The organism is Stenotrophomonas sp. (genome assembly GCF_036662295.1).
In the GTDB taxonomy this organism is placed as follows: domain Bacteria; phylum Pseudomonadota; class Gammaproteobacteria; order Xanthomonadales; family Xanthomonadaceae; genus Stenotrophomonas.
The window spans coordinates 1-14,970 of sequence record NZ_JAVWXA010000094.1; the positions used below are offsets into that span (position 1 = coordinate 1).

At 69.4% G+C, this 14,970-nt stretch carries 12 protein-coding genes and 1 pseudogene; 4 read left to right on the forward strand and 9 right to left on the reverse strand.

The features are described 5' to 3' along the window. The 6 genes and pseudogenes from RSA25_RS15410 to RSA25_RS15435 form a co-directional block, all read right to left on the reverse strand. Positions 1–305, reverse strand: a pseudogene (locus tag RSA25_RS15410) (4-hydroxythreonine-4-phosphate dehydrogenase PdxA); the annotation flags it as partial. A gap of 10 nt (positions 306–315) precedes the next feature. After that, positions 316–1,668 (reverse strand): peptidylprolyl isomerase, encoded by a 1,353-nt coding sequence (locus RSA25_RS15415; RefSeq protein WP_332809728.1) that lies wholly within the window; start codon positions 1,666–1,668, stop codon positions 316–318. Then, complete coding sequence (lptD, locus tag RSA25_RS15420; protein WP_332809729.1) at positions 1,665–4,091, reverse strand: LPS-assembly protein LptD; 2,427 nt, start codon at positions 4,089–4,091, stop codon at positions 1,665–1,667. Before lptD ends, RSA25_RS15415 begins: the two co-directional genes overlap by 4 nt. Positions 4,092–4,211: 120 nt before the next feature. Continuing rightward, the gene (locus tag RSA25_RS15425) at positions 4,212–5,123 is read right to left on the reverse strand and encodes a histone deacetylase family protein (protein WP_332809730.1); all 912 of its coding nucleotides are present in this window, start codon (positions 5,121–5,123) and stop codon (positions 4,212–4,214) included. 34 nt (positions 5,124–5,157) lie between these two features. Then, positions 5,158–5,712, reverse strand: coding sequence for a cob(I)yrinic acid a,c-diamide adenosyltransferase (locus RSA25_RS15430; protein WP_332809731.1), 555 nt, complete (start codon positions 5,710–5,712; stop codon positions 5,158–5,160). A 12-nt stretch (positions 5,713–5,724) separates the two neighbouring features. Then, positions 5,725–6,309 (reverse strand): hypothetical protein, encoded by a 585-nt coding sequence (locus RSA25_RS15435; RefSeq protein ID WP_332809732.1) that lies wholly within the window; start codon positions 6,307–6,309, stop codon positions 5,725–5,727. Between the two features lie 95 nt (positions 6,310–6,404). Here RSA25_RS15435 and ubiH point away from each other — a divergent pair, with 95 nt between their 5' ends. From ubiH to RSA25_RS15455, 4 genes are all read left to right on the forward strand, one after another. After that, positions 6,405–7,610: a 2-octaprenyl-6-methoxyphenyl hydroxylase gene (gene ubiH, locus RSA25_RS15440; RefSeq protein WP_332809733.1), complete on the forward strand. Its 1,206-nt coding sequence runs from the start codon at positions 6,405–6,407 to the stop codon at positions 7,608–7,610. Beyond that, complete coding sequence (locus RSA25_RS15445; protein WP_332809734.1) at positions 7,607–8,782, forward strand: UbiH/UbiF family hydroxylase; 1,176 nt, start codon at positions 7,607–7,609, stop codon at positions 8,780–8,782. The genes ubiH and RSA25_RS15445 overlap by 4 nt, the downstream gene beginning before the upstream one ends. Before the next feature lie 109 nt (positions 8,783–8,891). Further along, positions 8,892–10,487, forward strand: a complete 1,596-nt coding sequence (locus RSA25_RS15450) for a hypothetical protein (protein ID WP_332809735.1) — start codon at positions 8,892–8,894, stop codon at positions 10,485–10,487. 94 nt (positions 10,488–10,581) lie between these two features. Beyond that, positions 10,582–11,031, forward strand: a complete 450-nt coding sequence (locus RSA25_RS15455) for a hypothetical protein (protein ID WP_332809736.1) — start codon at positions 10,582–10,584, stop codon at positions 11,029–11,031. Between the two features lie 56 nt (positions 11,032–11,087). Here RSA25_RS15455 and rlmM read toward each other — a convergent pair whose 3' ends face one another. The 3 genes from rlmM to RSA25_RS15470 form a co-directional block, all read right to left on the reverse strand. Next, positions 11,088–12,134, reverse strand: a complete 1,047-nt coding sequence (gene rlmM / locus RSA25_RS15460; protein WP_332809737.1) for a 23S rRNA (cytidine(2498)-2'-O)-methyltransferase RlmM — start codon at positions 12,132–12,134, stop codon at positions 11,088–11,090. A gap of 24 nt (positions 12,135–12,158) precedes the next feature. Further along, the gene (locus tag RSA25_RS15465; protein ID WP_332809738.1) at positions 12,159–12,719 is read right to left on the reverse strand and encodes a nucleoside deaminase; all 561 of its coding nucleotides are present in this window, start codon (positions 12,717–12,719) and stop codon (positions 12,159–12,161) included. A 187-nt stretch (positions 12,720–12,906) separates the two neighbouring features. Next, the gene (locus RSA25_RS15470; RefSeq protein WP_332809739.1) at positions 12,907–14,655 is read right to left on the reverse strand and encodes a glutamine--tRNA ligase/YqeY domain fusion protein; all 1,749 of its coding nucleotides are present in this window, start codon (positions 14,653–14,655) and stop codon (positions 12,907–12,909) included. Between the last annotated feature and the right edge of the window lie 315 nt (positions 14,656–14,970).

A 14,970-nucleotide genomic window follows, 5' to 3' on the forward strand; every position in this document is an offset into this window, starting at 1 on the left:
GCGGGGCCGGCCTCCAGCCGCGGGGCGATCCCCGCCCCGGATGTGGCGGGGGCGGGTGCCCAACCGGGCGTGGGGCGCGATTTGCGCCCCGCGCGCAACGGCAGGTCGCCCGGCTGGCGGGCGATGGCATCTTCAGGCAGGAGCTGCAGGGGCAGCGACAGCGCCGCGGCCGCGGCGTGCAGGGTGTCCGGGTCGGCGAAGGCCAGCAGCCGGCAATCGGTGCGCGGCTGCTGGACCAGGCGAATGCAGAGTTCAGGGCCGATCCCGGCGGGCTCGCCGGGTACCAGCGCGAGCGGCGGGATCATCGGCCAGGCCTCAGGACTGCGGCGGGGTCGCGGCCGGCGCCGCAGCGCCGTTGTCCGTGCCGGTGCGCAGGTCGACGTAGGCTTCGCCACGCAGTTCCTGCAGGAAGCGGTTGTACTCTTCTTCCAGCTTGCGGCGACCGATGGTCTCGCGGATCTGGGCGCGCTGGTTGTCGGTGGTGGCATCGGTCTGGCGCGTGGCCACGCGCTGCACGATGTGCCAGCCGGCGTCGGTGCGGAACGGCGGGCTCACGCCGCCATCGGCCACGCCACTCACCTGCTTGCCGAAGTCCGGACCGAACGCATCGGCCGGGAACCAGCCCAGGTCGCCGCCCTGGCCCTTGCTGTTGGTGTCCTCGGAGGACTCCTTGGCCACGGCCTGGAAGTCCGCGCCACCGGCGATGCGGGCCCGCAAGGTGTCGATCTTGGCCTTGGCCGCCGCGTTGTCCTGCTGGTCGGTCACGCGCACCAGGATGTGGCGGGCGTGGTACTCAGTGATGCTCTGGCCACCGGCGGTGGCGCCGGCATCGCGCACTTCCACCAGCTTGAGCAGCTGGAAGCCGCTCGGGCCGCGCAGCGGGCCGACCACGTCGCCGGCCTTCATCTGGGTCATCATCTGCGCGAACGCATTGGGGATTTCATCCAGCGAACGCCAGCCCAGGTCGCCGCCTTCCAGCGCGTTGGGGCTGTCCGAATAACGGACGGCGGCCGCGTTGAAATCCAGCTCGTTCTTGTCCAGCAGCGCCTTGACGCCATCAGCCTTCTTCTGGCCGGTGGCGATCTGGTCGGCGGTGGCGCCTTCGGGCAGGGCGATCAGGATGTGGGCCAAGTGGTACTGGGTGCCCACGGTGGCCTGCTGCTTCAGCGCGGCATCCACTTCGCCCTCGCTGACGCTGATGCGGCTCTGCGCGAAGCTCTGGCGCAGGCGCTGCACGGTGATTTCGTCCCGCACCGAGGCGCGGAAGTCATTGAAATCGATGCCGTCACGGGCCAGCCGCTGGCGCAGGGCGTCCAGGGTGGAGCCGTTCTGCTGGGCGATCGCGTTCAGGGCCTGGTTGAGCTCCTGGTCGCCGACCTTGATCCCGCTGCCGTCGGCGCGGGCCACCTGCAGCTTGACCAGCACCAGGCGCTCGAGCACCTGGCGGCTGAGCACGTCGTCCGGCGGCAGCTGGTTCTCGCGGCCGGCGTACTGCGCCTTGATGTTCTGGATCGCGCGGTCCAGTTCGCTCTGCAGCACGACGTCTTCGTCGACGATGGCGGCGATGCGATCCAGCGGCTGGCTCTGCTGGGCCAGCACCTGCAGCGGTGCGGAGACGGTGGATACCGCCAGCAGGGAAGCGAGTAGAACGGGAAGGGTCTTGGTCATGGGATCAGGTTCGGATCGTAGTCGTCGCGGTCGGCCCCGGTGTTGCTGGGCGGCACGAGATAGAGGTCGTCTCGGTAGTACCCGAGAATAGCACGGCGCAAGGTACGGTCCGTGTCCTGGCCGATGGAGCTCAGGCCCTTGAGCACGAACTCGATCTGGAAGGAGTTGTTCAGCTCGCCTTCGCGGTTGCGCACGTAGCGGCGGGCGATGGCGCGGACGGCCAGGCAGCAGCTGTCCCACTGCACGCCGCCGATGATTTCCAGCGGCTTGCGGTCTTCGATGGAGTAGTAGTAGCGCCCCACCAGGCTCCAGCGCGGGCTGAGCGGGTACAGGAAGGACAGGTCGGCCTGCTTGAGCAGGTTGCTGCCATCGGGGTTGAGGCGGTGGCGGTAGGAGATGTTGACGATGCCGTCGTTGGACATCAGGTAGCGCGCGCGCACGCTGGCCAGGTCCTCACGCTTGTACTTGGGGTCCCACTGGTAGGTGGCGCCCAGGTTCCAGCGGTCGTTGATGGCGTAGTTGGCATCGGCGATCCAGGCCGACTTGCCCTGTTCCACTGGCGACTGGGCGTTGTTGATGGTCACCCGCGAATCGTCGAAGTACAGGATCTGGCCGATGCTGCCGGAGAAGCGCTCCTTGCCGGTGGTCTGGTCGATGAAGCGGGTGCTCAGCGCCATGGTCAGCTGGTTGGCGTCGTTCTGGCGGTCGGCGCCGGTGTAGCGCGAATCGCGGAACAGCTGGCCCCAGCTGAAGGTGAAGTCGCGGGTGTCGAAGATCGGCAGGTCGCTCTGGTCGCGGTAGGGCGCGCGCAGGTAGAACAGGCGCGGCTCCAGCGTGTGCAGGAACGACTTGCCGCCGATGGTGGTCTCGCGGTCGAAGAACATGCCCGCGTCCAGGCTGGCGATCGGCATGCTGCGGCTGGGCGAGGTATTGCCGCGCAGCTGCTCCGGGGTCGGGTTGGCGATGCCGGCCGCGTCAAGGTTCTGCAGGCGGATCTGGTCGGCCAGGCCCCGGTCAAGCTGATAACCGGTGTAGCGGTAGGCCAGGGTCGGGGTGACGTACCAGGCCGCGCCGCTGAAGGGCAGGGACACGTAGGGTTTGATGTCCAGGCGCGAGCCGCCGAACATCTCGGTCTCGGTCCCGTCGCGCACGAACTCGCCGTCGGCATCGACGATCTTGCCGTGGATGTCCTTGTGGGTGAAGCGCACGGCCTCGGCGTACACGCCGGTCTCCAGCCACGGCAGCACCGGCTTGTCCCAGGTGAAGAAGGCGCGCGGCTGGCGCGCGTAAGGCAGCGCGGCCTCGGTCAGGGTGTAGTCGGTGAGCTGCCAGTAGTCGGCCATCACCCCGCCGGTCCAGTTCTCGCCGGTCCCGTACAGGCCGATCTGGCTCTGCAGGTTGGAGGCGGTCACCCCGAGCAGGCGGTTGGAGAAGTCTTCGGTGTAGCGCTCATCGCTCACCCAGGCCAGGTTGGCGCGGGCCTGCCAGGTGCTGTTGAGGTTGTGGTAACCGCCGAACTGGAACTGGCCACGGTCACGGTCGCGCAGCTTGTCGTTGGGCAGGTAGCTGGTTTCCAGCTCGCCGCGGCCGCCGTCGTACAGGTAGCGGAACTCGTTGGTCAGCATCAGGCCGCGCTTGCTCATGTAGCGCGGGGTCAGCGTGTCGTCGTAGTTCGGCGCCAGGTTGAAGTAGATCGGCTGGGCGTAGTCGAAGCCGTTGCGCCCGGACAGGCCCAGCTGCGGGTACAGCAGGCCGGTCTGGCGACGGTCGTCGATCGGGAACTTGAAATACGGCGCCCACAGCACCGGCACCTTGCCGATCCGCAGGACCGCGTTGCGCGCGGTGCCGAAGCCTTCGTCGTTGTCCACCTCGATCTGCGGCGCCGACAGCTTCCACACCGGCTGGGACGGGTCGCAGGTGGTGTAGGTGGAGCGGTGCATCTGCCCCACCGCGCCCTGCAGGTCCACCGACTCGGCGTCGCCGTTGCCGCGCCGGGACACCAGCTGGTACTTGATGTCGCTGATCTTGTGGGTGTCCGCTTCCTGGTTGCCTTCGGCCCGCTTGGCCACCATCCGGATCGAGGAGTCCTGGTAGCGGACGTTGCCCTCTGCGATGTAGTTGCCGCTTTCGGTGTCGAAGCTCAGGTGGTCGGTGCCCAGGAACTGGTCGCCGCGCTTGAGCGCCACGTTGCCCTGGTACTGCGGCACCGTGGTGGTGCCCAGCAGCTGGTCCCCCTCGATGTCGGTGTCCTGCTGGTCGCGGGTGGCCGCGGCAGCCTTGTCGGCTTTGGGGGCATCGTCGAACACGGGCAGGACATCGGTGGCCGGGCACAGGCCCCAGTTCACCGGTTTGTCGTCGGCCATGGCCGGCAGGCAGATGGCGATGCTCAGGGGGAGGGGCAGCAGGCGGAGGGCTCGGCGCACGCGGGAGTCGGATTCAGGCGAAAACGGATCGTAGCTTGCCCCATCCACTGCATAGGGGCAATGAAGGCCTTGCCGGGGCAGGGGTTCAGGTTCATGCGCGGCCCCCCGCCGCGCGGCCGCTCAGCGCAGCTGGCCGACGTGGGCCACGCTGCATTCGGCCAGCGCCTGCAGGTCGTAACCGCCCTCCAGCATCGACACCACCCGGCCGCCGCCATGCCGGCGGGCCAGCGCCCGCAGCTCGGCGGTGATCCAGGCGAAGTCCTCGGTCTCCAGCATCAGGTCGGCCTGGGGATCGCGCAGGTGCGCGTCGAAGCCGGCCGAGATCAGCAGCAGCTGCGGGCGGAAGTCGTCGATGGCCGGCAGCATCTCGTCGGCCCAGGTGTTGCGGAAGCGGAAGCTGCCGCTGCCCGGCGGCAGCAGGATGTTCATCAGGTTGCCCGCGCCCCGGTCGCGGCGCAGGCCCGAGTTGGGGAACAGCCCGGCCTGGTGGGTGCTGTAGTAGGCCACGCCGGGATCGGCGATGAAGATGTCCTGGGTGCCGTTGCCGTGGTGCACGTCGAAATCGACGATGGCGATGCGCTCCAGGCCGTAGCGGTCGCGCGCGTAGGCGGCGGCCACGGCGATGTTGTTGAACAGGCAGAAGCCCATGGCGGTGCTGGCGGTGGCGTGGTGGCCGGGCGGGCGCACTGCGCAGAAGGCCACCGGGTCCTCGCCGAGCATCACCGCATCCACCGCGGCCACGCCGGCGCCGGCCGCGTGCAGGGCGGCGCTGGACGAGCCGGGCGAGGTGGCCGTGTCCATGTCGATCAGGCGCACCGCCTCGGCCTGCGGCTTGAGCACCAGGTCGATCAGCTCGCTGTCGTGCACCCGGGCCAGTTCACCGCGCTTGGCCGCCGGCGCCTGGCGCCAGTCCAGCTGCCCGGGGAAGGCGGCATCCAGGGCATCCAGCACCACCTGCAGGCGCTGCGGGGATTCGGGGTGGCCACGGCCGGGATCGTGTTGCAGACAGGCAGGGTGGGTGAAAACCAGCATGCGGGCGAGGGTTCCGATGGGGTGGCAGGGCCGCTCAGGCGTGGCGGCGTTCGTGCCGCCACAGCACTTCGCCGTGGCCGTCGGCGCGGGCCAGCACCCGGGCCAGCACGAACAGCAGGTCCGAGAGCCGGTTGAGGTAGCCGATCGCCTCGGCGCGCACCGGCTCCAGCCGGGCCAGGGTCACCGTCTCGCGCTCGGCGCGGCGCACGATGGTGCGGGCCAGGTGGCAGCGGGCCGCCGCCTCGCCGCCGGCGGGCAGGATGAATTCCTTGAGCACCGGCAGGCCGGCGTTGTAGTGGTCAAGCTGCTGTTCCAGCGCGGTCACGTCGGCGGCGTGGATGGCCGCGTGGCCGGGGATGCACAGCTCCCCGCCCAGGTCGAACAACTGGTGCTGCACGGTGGTCAGCAGCGCGCGCACGTCCTCGGGCAGGGCCACGGCCAGCAGCACGCCCAGCGCCGAGTTGGCCTCATCCACCGTGCCGTAGGCGTTGACCCGGGCCGCATCCTTGGGCACCCGACTGCCATCGCCGAGCCCGGTACTGCCGTCATCGCCGGTGCGGGTATAGATGCGCGAAAGCCGGTTGCCCATCGTGGCCGCCGCTCAGTGCAGCACGTCGTGGCGGGCCTGCAGCAGCTTGCGCACCTGTTCGGTGGTCAGCTGCAGCGCGGCGGCCAGGCCGACGTAGATCGCCGCGGTGCGCAGGTAGGGCAGGAACCAGTCGCTGTAGTTCTTCAGCCAGCCGGCCACCGTGGGCGCGGCGACGCTGTCGCTGCTCCAGTAGAAACCGCCCTGCGCGAACAGGTGGCAGAGCGCCACCGCCGCCACCAGCAGCGCCACGCCCTTGCCCAGCGTGGCCCAGCGCGCGCCCTGGTAGCCGTGGCCCAGCAGCATGCCGCCGGCCCACAGCGAGAAATAGGCCGGCAGCAGCATCCAGGTGCCCGGCGACACGCAGTAGTGCTGCAGGTAGGCCTGGCCGGTGCGGCTGATCACCACCACGTCGATCACGATCGCCAGCCCCATCAGCAGCGGGAAGGCCCAGCGGGTCCACTGGCGCAGGTAGAAGCCGCCAATGAAGAACACCGCCCAGGACGCATCGGGGATGGCCATGAAGTGGTTGACCCGGGTGGCGATCATCAACAGCACGAGCACGGACAGGACGAAGGCGCGTTGGGCAGGGGTGGTCATGGCAGCCAAGGCAAGGGATTCAGCGTTCATTCTAGCGCCTGCTGCGGCAGGCCGCCGCACCCGCCCGGAACGGTCCAACGCTTATCATGGGCGGCATGAGTGAACGACATGATGTAGTGATCGTGGGCGGCGGGCTGGTCGGTGCCAGCCTGGCCATCGCCCTGGACCGTGCCGGCCGCGAGGTGGCCCTGGTCGAGGCGACGCCGGCCGGCGCCCTGCCGGCGGTGTTCGACCAGCGCAACCTCAGCTTCGCCGCCGCCACGGTCAACGCGCTCACCGCGCTGGGCGTGATGCCGCTGCTGGGCACCGCGCCCGGTGCGATCCGCCGCATCCATGTCAGCCGCGCCGGCGACTTCGGCCGCGTGCAGATGGACGCGGCGCAGTACCAGCGGCCGTGGTTCGGCCAGGTGGTGGTGGCGCGCGACTTCGGCAACGCGCTGGAGACGCGCCTGCAGGCGCTCACCCGGCTGACCCGCTACCGCCCGGCCCGGTTCGTCCGGCTCGGCGCGACCATCGACGGCCATCGGCAGGTGTTCATCGCCGATGACAGCGGCGAGCGCTGCCTGCTGGCGCGCCTGGTGGTGGGCGCCGACGGCACCCGCAGCGGCGTCCGCGAGGCACTGGGCATCGGCGCGGACGAACACGACTTCCAGCAGACCCTGTTCGTGTCGCGGGTGCGCAGCGCGCGCGCACCCGACGGCACGGCCTACGAGCGCTTCACCGACACCGGCCCGACCGCGCTGCTGCCGCGTGGCGACCGTCACTATGGCGCGGTGCATGGCGTGGCACGCGAGGCCGCCGAGGCCGTGCTGGCGCTGGACGATGCCGCGTGGCTGCAGCGCCTGCAGGCGGCGATCGGCTGGCGTGCCGGGCGGCTGCTGGACAGCGGCCCGCGCAGTGCCTATCCGCTGGTGCAGGTGCTGGCCCAGGCGCTGGTCGGCGAGCGCGCGGTGCTGCTCGGCAATGCCGCCCAGACCATCCACCCGCTGGGCGCGCAGGGCTTCAACCTGGGCCTGCGCGATGCGTTGACCCTGGCCGAACTGATCGCCGAGGCCGCCGATCCCGGCAGCGATGCACTGCTGCAGGCGCACGTGGCCCGCCGCGAGGAAGATCGCACGCAGACCATCGCCTTCTCCGGCGGCCTGGCCCGGCTGACCAGCAACCCGGCGCCGCTGATGCGGCCGTTGCGCAGCCTGGGGTTGCTGGCCGCGCAGGCCACCCCGATGCAGTCGATGCTGGTGGGCGGGGCGATGGGCTTCCGCGGCCAGGTGCCGGCGCTGTGCCGCGGAGCGGGCGCATGAGCCGGCGCGCGTGTGACGTGATCGTGGTCGGTGGCGGCGTGGTGGGCGCGGCGTGTGCGCTGGCCCTGGCCGATGCCGGCCAGTCGGTGACGCTGGTGGAAGGCCGCGAGCCGGCGCCCTGGCAGCCGCAGCAGCCGGACCTGCGCGTGTACGCCTTCGCCCCGGACAACGCGCAGCTGTTGGAAGCGCTGGGTGTGTGGCCGGCGGTCAGCGCAGCGCGGGCGTGCGCGTATCGACGCATGCGCGTGTGGGATGCCGCCGGCGGCGAGGAGCTGCGCTTCGACGCGGACCGCCTGGGCCGCGAGCAGCTGGGCTGGATCGTGGAGAACGACTTGCTGGTGGACCGGCTGTGGGCCGCGTTGCCGGCGGCCGGCGTGCAGGTATGCAGCCCGGCACGGGTGGAGGCGCTGGAGCAGGACGCCGATGGCGTGCGCCTGCGCCTGGCCGATGGCCGCCGCCTGGAGGCATCGCTGGCGATTGCCGCCGACGGTGCCGAATCCACCCTGCGTGCGCTGGCCGGCCTCGAGGTGGCGCGCCAGGATTATGGCCAGCGCGGCGTCGTGGCGTATGTGGACACCGAGCAGGGCAACGAAGCCACTGCATGGCAGCGCTTCCTGGTGACCGGGCCGCTGGCGGTCCTGCCCATCGATGCGCATCGCAGTTCCATCGTGTGGACCCTGCCCGAGGCCGAGGCCGAGCGTGTTCTGGCCCTGGACGAGGCCGCTTTCGGCCGCGCGCTGACCCAGGCCTTTGCCGGTCGGCTGGGCGCGATGACGCTGGCCTCCCGGCGAGCGGCGTTTCCCCTGCGCCGGCAGTTGGCCACCGGCTACGTGGCCGGCCGCGTGCTGGCACTGGGCGATGCGGCGCACGTGGTGCATCCGCTGGCCGGGCAGGGCGTCAACCTGGGCCTGCGCGACGTGGCCGCGCTGCGTGCGCTGGTGTTGGCCGCCCAGCAGCGCCGCCAGGACTGGATGTCGCCGCACCGCCTGCAGCGCTGGGCGCGCGAACGACGCAGCGAGAACACGGTCGCCGCCTACAGCTTCGATGCGATCAACACGGTGTTCTCCAACGACGAGATGCACCTGACCCTCGCGCGCGGCCGCGTGCTGGGCTGTGCGGGCAAGCTGCCACCGCTGGTGTCGATGTTGTGGCGGCGCGCGGCCGGGGTGTGACGGCGCCAACGTGATGTTGTTCGCGGTAGTGCGCCGGGTGAGCGAAACCTGAAAGCGCGGGCAAGCCGGTGCGGTTACCGTCCGGGTTTTTGCGCCTCCGGGAATCCCCATGCCTGTCATCTCCGTTGCTCCTGTATCGGCCCCCGCCGTCCCGCGCGCGTCCCTGGAGGACGCGCAGACCCGTGCGAAGCAGGCGGTGGCCGAGTTCAAGCAGCAGGCCAGGCAGGAGCGCCAAGGCGTAAAAGCGGCCTTGACGGAGGTGCGCACGGCCTTCGCCGAGATGGGGAAGTACGTCAACAGCGCCCGCAATCGGGCCGGTCATTCGAACGCCCGTGAGGCCTTGGCCCGTGATCTGAGGGGCATCCGCAACCTGGATGCGAATGCGCCGCTGCGGCTGAAAGACGAGGGGCTGAAAAGCGAGCGGATCAAGTCGCGGGAAAGCAGCAGTGTCTGGAAAAGATGCGTGGGATACGGCAAGGCCACGCGCAGCGGGCAGGTGCAGGCGCTGGCAACACGGCATGGCATCGATCTGGCGGCGCACGGCGGAAAGGTGACCCGCAATGGGCTGTGGATCGCCCAGCTGCAGGCGGCCGACAATGACGTCATCATCGCGCAGAGCGCATTCGACCGAAAATCCGCAACGCTGGGGTCAGCGCTTGGGAAGGCGGTGTCACTATTGAAGGCGCCGGACGCGTCGATCACTGCGCCCGGTGGCGAAGGGGCCCGCACCGCCGACATACCCAGCACCGATTCACTTCTGACCCGTCTGCGCACAGGTGTGGCGGCCGACGTTCGCGCCTCGGCAGGCGAGGTGCCGTTGGCCGATGCAAGGTCGCTGTTCAAGACGCCGCTGATGGACGCGTTCAATAAACGCATCGACGATGCCCGCGCGAGTCTGGATGACAACGTGGCGCGCGCGAACGAAGCGCTGCGCAGGTTTGATCGCCAGACGCGGATCGATGAGCGGGCACCGGCCTTGGTGGGCCTGGTCAAGGCCGATCCCATCGAACGCGAACGCCACACCGTCCTTCTCGCCGCCGAGTTGAACAAGCTCCAGGACGAATGGGCATTCGGGACAGTGTTTGGTACCAACATGGGCTGCCGCGCGGTGCAGAACATGTGTCGCGATACTGAATACGAATTGGACGGCGCATCCATCAAGAATGAGATCGAGGAACGGAAGGGGCCCGAGACATTCCTGCGCGGCGAAAAATCGGCGGCCTACCAGCTGACTAGCTATGCCAACAGCCTGGACAGCAGCACGGTCAACGCCATCGCCAGGGTCCAACGTCAGATTGGATTGAACCATTTTGCCGACGGCGACTTCCCGCAGACCAGCTACCGGCAAGCCACTCACACCCCGGCGATGTTGAACACACTTCACGAGATGGTCCGGACCGGGCAACTGCTGCGCCCCGAGCAGTTCCTGTCCACGGCGACACGGGTGGAGGACACCCGCGCTTACCCGCTGATCCCGACAGTGGGGTCGTCGGCACTCATCGAATTCAGGATCAAGGGATTTTCAGGGATGCCGTTGGCCAGTCGCTACCCGTTCGCTGGCGAGCGGTGGGAGCGGGTCTATACCCATTTGTCCACCTTCAAGGTGGTCTCGGTGGAGGAACAACACCACGCCCACGTCGTCACGCTGCTCGAGGTCCCGGCCAGCGCGGCGCAGTTGAAGGCGGCGACGTTGCTTACCCGCTGACAGTCCCCTGGCGTGGTGCGGATGAGGGAAACACGGAAGCGGCCTATGCCGTCTCGGCGCAAGCTGGCCGCTTCCTTCCAGTATGAGCCTGCACATGAGCATTTCGTCCTGCCTGCACCACCTGGCCACAAGCTGCCTTCCCATTGCGCGCAGACCCATTGAACCGGTGTGCGCCGATCTGGCCAAAGCGAGCATTGGGCAGGTGCTGCAGACGCTGTCCAATACCGCCGCCGGATCGCCCACCGGCATGTCGGCGGGGACCGGGGTGGCCTACCTGGCGTTGAGCCGCCTCGCGCGTGCGCCCGCGCTGACCGGGCGCGATCTGCATCGCGCGCTGAAGACGATCGTCAATCTTGCCGATCAGCACCAGGGGATGGTGGATCGCTTCAATGGCCGGCTCACAGGCATCAGCGCGCCGACGCTTCCTGCGCCGTCTGTCAGTGACCGCGAAGCGCGCAACCATGCGGCGGCGGTACTGCTGGCGTCGAGCAACGCAGCACGCAACCTGGCCGCGCTCGAGGCTGACCTGCTGCACCGCAGGTAAGCGCGTAGCGGCGCTCCCAGGCACCGCAGAGCGGGGCAGTGCCCCGCTCGCCAACCTCAACGCAGCGGCGAGGCCAGCACCGTGATTTCCTCACGGTCGTGGTACAGCTGCTTGGCGCGCACGTGCAGCGGCTTGCCGGCCTGGTCCTGGAACAGCTCCAGGCACAGGCGGGTTTCATCCCAGCGCTTTTTCATCGGCAGCTTGAGATTGAAGATCGCATGCCGGCACCAACCCTCGCGGAACCAGGTGGCCATGCGTTCGGCCACGCGGCGCGGCTGCTCGACCATGTCGCACACCATCCAGTCCAGCGGCGCATCCGGCTGCCAATGGAAGCCATCGGCGCGCAGGTGCTCCACCAGTCCGGTCTCCAGCACGTGTTCGCGCAGCGGGCCGTTGTCCACGCTGATCACCCGCACGTGCTGGCGGGTGAGCACCCAGGTCCAGCCGCCCGGGGCGGCGCCGAGGTCGGCCGCGCGCATGCCGGGTTTGACCAGCTGCTCGCGCTCCTCGGGCGTGAGCAGGGTCAGCAGCGCTTCGTCCAGCTTCAGCGCCGAGCGCGAGGGCGCGTCGGGCAGCAGCTTCAGGCGCGGGATGCCCAGCGCCCATGGCGCGCTGTCGCGGGTATCGGCGGTGCACACGAACGCGTGGCGGCCGCCGACGAACACGATGTGCAGGCGCGGCAGCGCGGTATTGGGCTTGTCGGTCAGCAGGCCGGCCTTGCGCAGGGCCGGGCGCAGCGCATTGCCGAACGCACGCGCCAGCCCGGCCAGCGGTTTGCCCTCGTCCGAATCGGGGTGCTCCACCCACATGTCACCGAAACGCTGCTGGCCTTCCAGGGCCGCCAGGATCGGGGTGATGCGGTCGGCTGCATCCAACTGCGGCAACTCGGCCAGCACCACCATCTTCTGCCGGGCGAAGATCAGCGAGCGCCAGGGCAGGGCCTTGGACAGCGCGGCGCCTTCCTCGGTGGCAAACAGCACGTAGCCATCGTTGCGCTGGGTGCGCGCATAACCGCCGATGCCGGCATAGGCGGCGCGCTCGTACAACTCGCCGGCCAGCTCCGGCTCGAAGCCCTGGCGGCACAGGCACAGCAGGCCGGTCATGCGATCGCCCCGGCGGCGGCGCGGTCAGTAGTGCGCACCGTTGGCCTCCCCGTACTGGCGCAGCACCGCGCGCGCGGCGTCGCGCTGCAGGCCCTGCACCACCTCGATGCCGCGGCGCGACAGTTCGCCTACCCAGTCGGCCGGCAGCGGGCCTTCGTCGAAGGCGGTCAGTTCCTCCACGTCCTGCGCGCTGGCACCGATCAACAGCCGGTCGATGCCGGCCCAGACGGTGGCGCCATAGCACTGGCAGCACGGCTGGGAGGAGGTGGCCAGGGTGATCGGGCGCAGCACGTCGTTCAGGCGCGGGGTCTGCAGGCGCTGCTGGGCCAGCATGTAGGCCATGTTCTCGGCATGCGCCAGGGAGGTGTTGTGCGGCACCACGCGGTTGACGCCGACGGCGATCACGCGGTCCTCCGGGCCGAACACCACCGCACCGAACGGGCCGCCACTGGCGTGCTCCACGTTCAGCCGCGACAGCTCGATCGCCAGTGCGACCTTGGCCTCGTCACCGGGATGGGGAAGATCCAGGTCGATCTGGTCGTGGATCCAGGCCGGGAGGGTCAGGTGGACTTGCGCGTACAGCATCGGGGAGGGCCTCTTCTGGGATGGAGCTGCGGCAGTGTATCGGGCCGCACGTGGGGATGCCGTGTCCGCGCTCAACGCGGCCACGCGCCACCCGCGCAGGCGCGCGGGGATCAATGGGGTGGGCGGCAGGGCCTGCGGGGGCAGGCCCGGTGGCGATCAAGCCGGTGCCAGGCACCGGCGGGCCGGCTCAGGCCGACCAGGTATCGCGCAGCGTCACGCTGCGGTTGAACACCGGTGCGGCGGCGGTGTGGTCGCGGCGGTCGGCCACGAAGTAACCGGTGCGCTCGAACTGGAACGACTGCTCCGGCGTGGCGCTGGCCGCGGCCGGTTCGACATACCCGGTCACGGTGCGGCGCGATTCGGGGTTGAGATGGTCGCGGTAGGTCTTGCCGTCGGATTCGTCATCCGGGTTGGGCACCGAGAACAGGCGGTCGTACAGGCGGATTTCCGCCGGCACGGCATGCACCGCGCTGACCCAGTGGATGGTGCCCTTGACCTTGCGGTTGGCCCCTTCCATGCCCGGGCGCGATTCCGGATCCAGCCAGCCGCGCAGCTCGGTGATGGTGCCGTCGGCATCCTTGATCACCTCATCGCAGCGGATGATGCCGGCACCGCGCAGGCGCACTTCGCCGCCCGGCACCAGGCGCTTCCAGCCCTTGGGCGGGATCTCGGCGAAATCCTCGCGCTCGATCCACAGCTCACGCGCGAACGGAACCTCGCGGGTACCGAACGCCTCGTCCTTGGGATGGTTGGAGAAGGTCAGCGTTTCGGCATGGCCCTCCGGCAGGTTGGCCAGCACCAGCTTGACCGGATCGACCACGGCCATGCGGCGCGGCGCTGCGCTGTCCAGGTCTTCGCGCAGGGCGCCTTCGAGCACGCTGAAATCGATCAGCGAGTTCTGCTTGCTGATGCCCACGCGCTCGGCGAACAGGCGCATCGCGGCCGGGGTGTAGCCACGGCGGCGCAGGCCCTGCAGGGTCGGCATGCGCGGGTCTTCCCAGCCGTCTACCAACTGCTCGGTGACCAGCGCCATCAGCTTGCGCTTGCTCATCACGGTGTAGTTGATGTTCAACCGCGAGAACTCGATCTGGCGCGGCTTGGCCGCCTCACGCGGCAGTCCGCGCTCGACCAGCGGCGCGGTCAGGGCGTCGTCGTGGGCGAAGTCCACGTTGTCCACGCACCAGTCGTACAGCGGGCGGTGGTCTTCGAACTCCAGCGTGCACAGCGAGTGGGTGATGCCTTCCAGCGAGTCGCCCAGCGCATGGGCGAAGTCGTACATGGGGTAGATCGGCCAGGCATTGCCGGTGTTCTGGTGCTCGACGTGCTTGATCCGGTACAGCGCCGGGTCGCGCAGGTTGATGTTGCCGCTGGCCATGTCGATCCGGGCGCGCACGGTGCGCGCGCCGTCGGGGAACTCGCCGGCGCGCATGCGCGCGAACAGGTCCAGGTTTTCCTCGACGCTGCGCTCGCGGTACGGCGAGGGGCGGCCCGGCTCGGTCAGGGTGCCGCGGTAGGCGCGCACTTCCTCGGCCGACAGGTCGCACACATAGGCCTTGCCGTCGCGGATCAGCTTCTGCGCGGCCAGGTAGTAGGCGTCGAAGTAGTCCGAGGCGTGGCGCAGCTCGTTCCACTCAAAGCCCAGCCAGCGCACGTCGTCCTGGATGGCGGCCACGTACTCGGGGTCTTCCTTGGCCGGGTTGGTGTCGTCGAAACGCAGGTTGCACACCCCGTTGAACTCGCCGGCGATGCCGAAGTTCAGGCAGATCGACTTGGCATGGCCGATGTGCAGATAGCCATTGGGCTCGGGCGGGAAACGGGTCTTGATCGCGGCATGCTTGCCGGCGGCCAGGTCTTCACGCACGATCTGACGGATGAAATCCCGCTTTTCGAGGGTTTCCGGAAGGGCGTCGTTCGGGGCGGCGGTAGGCTCGGACATGATGCGCGGTCGCAGTCTAAAAGGCAGAAAGACCGGCAGTTTAGCCTGTCGCGCAGCGACAGGCTAAACGGGTAGGTGCCGACCGTTGGTCGGGACGGGGTGTGCGCCATCGCATTCGCGCTGTCGCCCCACGCTTTGCTGCGCAAACCGTGGGCCCCGTTTCACGGTCTCCCAGACCCCCGCGCCTTCGGCGCCGCCCCCTGACTCAGGGGGCTCCCTTCTCCAGAGGCAGTGCGGTGGGCGCCGACCGTGGAGCGGCACGCGTCCCGGTAGTGGCGGGCGCCGGGCGGCGCCCGCCCGCGGCCGGGGGTCGCT

Excerpts from the sequence above, each read along its gene's own strand:
- RSA25_RS15450 (WP_332809735.1), top strand. The coding sequence starts at position 8,892 with ATGCCTGTCATCTCCGTTGCTCCTGTATCGGCCCCCGCCGTCCCGCGC.
- RSA25_RS15425 (WP_332809730.1), bottom strand. The coding sequence starts at position 5,123 with ATGCTGGTTTTCACCCACCCTGCCTGTCTGCAACACGATCCCGGCCGT.
- RSA25_RS15430 (WP_332809731.1), bottom strand. The coding sequence starts at position 5,712 with ATGGGCAACCGGCTTTCGCGCATCTATACCCGCACCGGCGATGACGGC.
- RSA25_RS15455 (WP_332809736.1), top strand. The coding sequence starts at position 10,582 with ATGAGCATTTCGTCCTGCCTGCACCACCTGGCCACAAGCTGCCTTCCC.
- rlmM (WP_332809737.1), bottom strand. The coding sequence starts at position 12,134 with ATGACCGGCCTGCTGTGCCTGTGCCGCCAGGGCTTCGAGCCGGAGCTG.
- RSA25_RS15435 (WP_332809732.1), bottom strand. The coding sequence starts at position 6,309 with ATGACCACCCCTGCCCAACGCGCCTTCGTCCTGTCCGTGCTCGTGCTG.
- RSA25_RS15465 (WP_332809738.1), bottom strand. The coding sequence starts at position 12,719 with ATGCTGTACGCGCAAGTCCACCTGACCCTCCCGGCCTGGATCCACGAC.
- ubiH (WP_332809733.1), top strand. The coding sequence starts at position 6,405 with ATGAGTGAACGACATGATGTAGTGATCGTGGGCGGCGGGCTGGTCGGT.
- RSA25_RS15445 (WP_332809734.1), top strand. The coding sequence starts at position 7,607 with ATGAGCCGGCGCGCGTGTGACGTGATCGTGGTCGGTGGCGGCGTGGTG.
- RSA25_RS15415 (WP_332809728.1), bottom strand. The coding sequence starts at position 1,668 with ATGACCAAGACCCTTCCCGTTCTACTCGCTTCCCTGCTGGCGGTATCC.
- RSA25_RS15470 (WP_332809739.1), bottom strand. The coding sequence starts at position 14,655 with ATGTCCGAGCCTACCGCCGCCCCGAACGACGCCCTTCCGGAAACCCTC.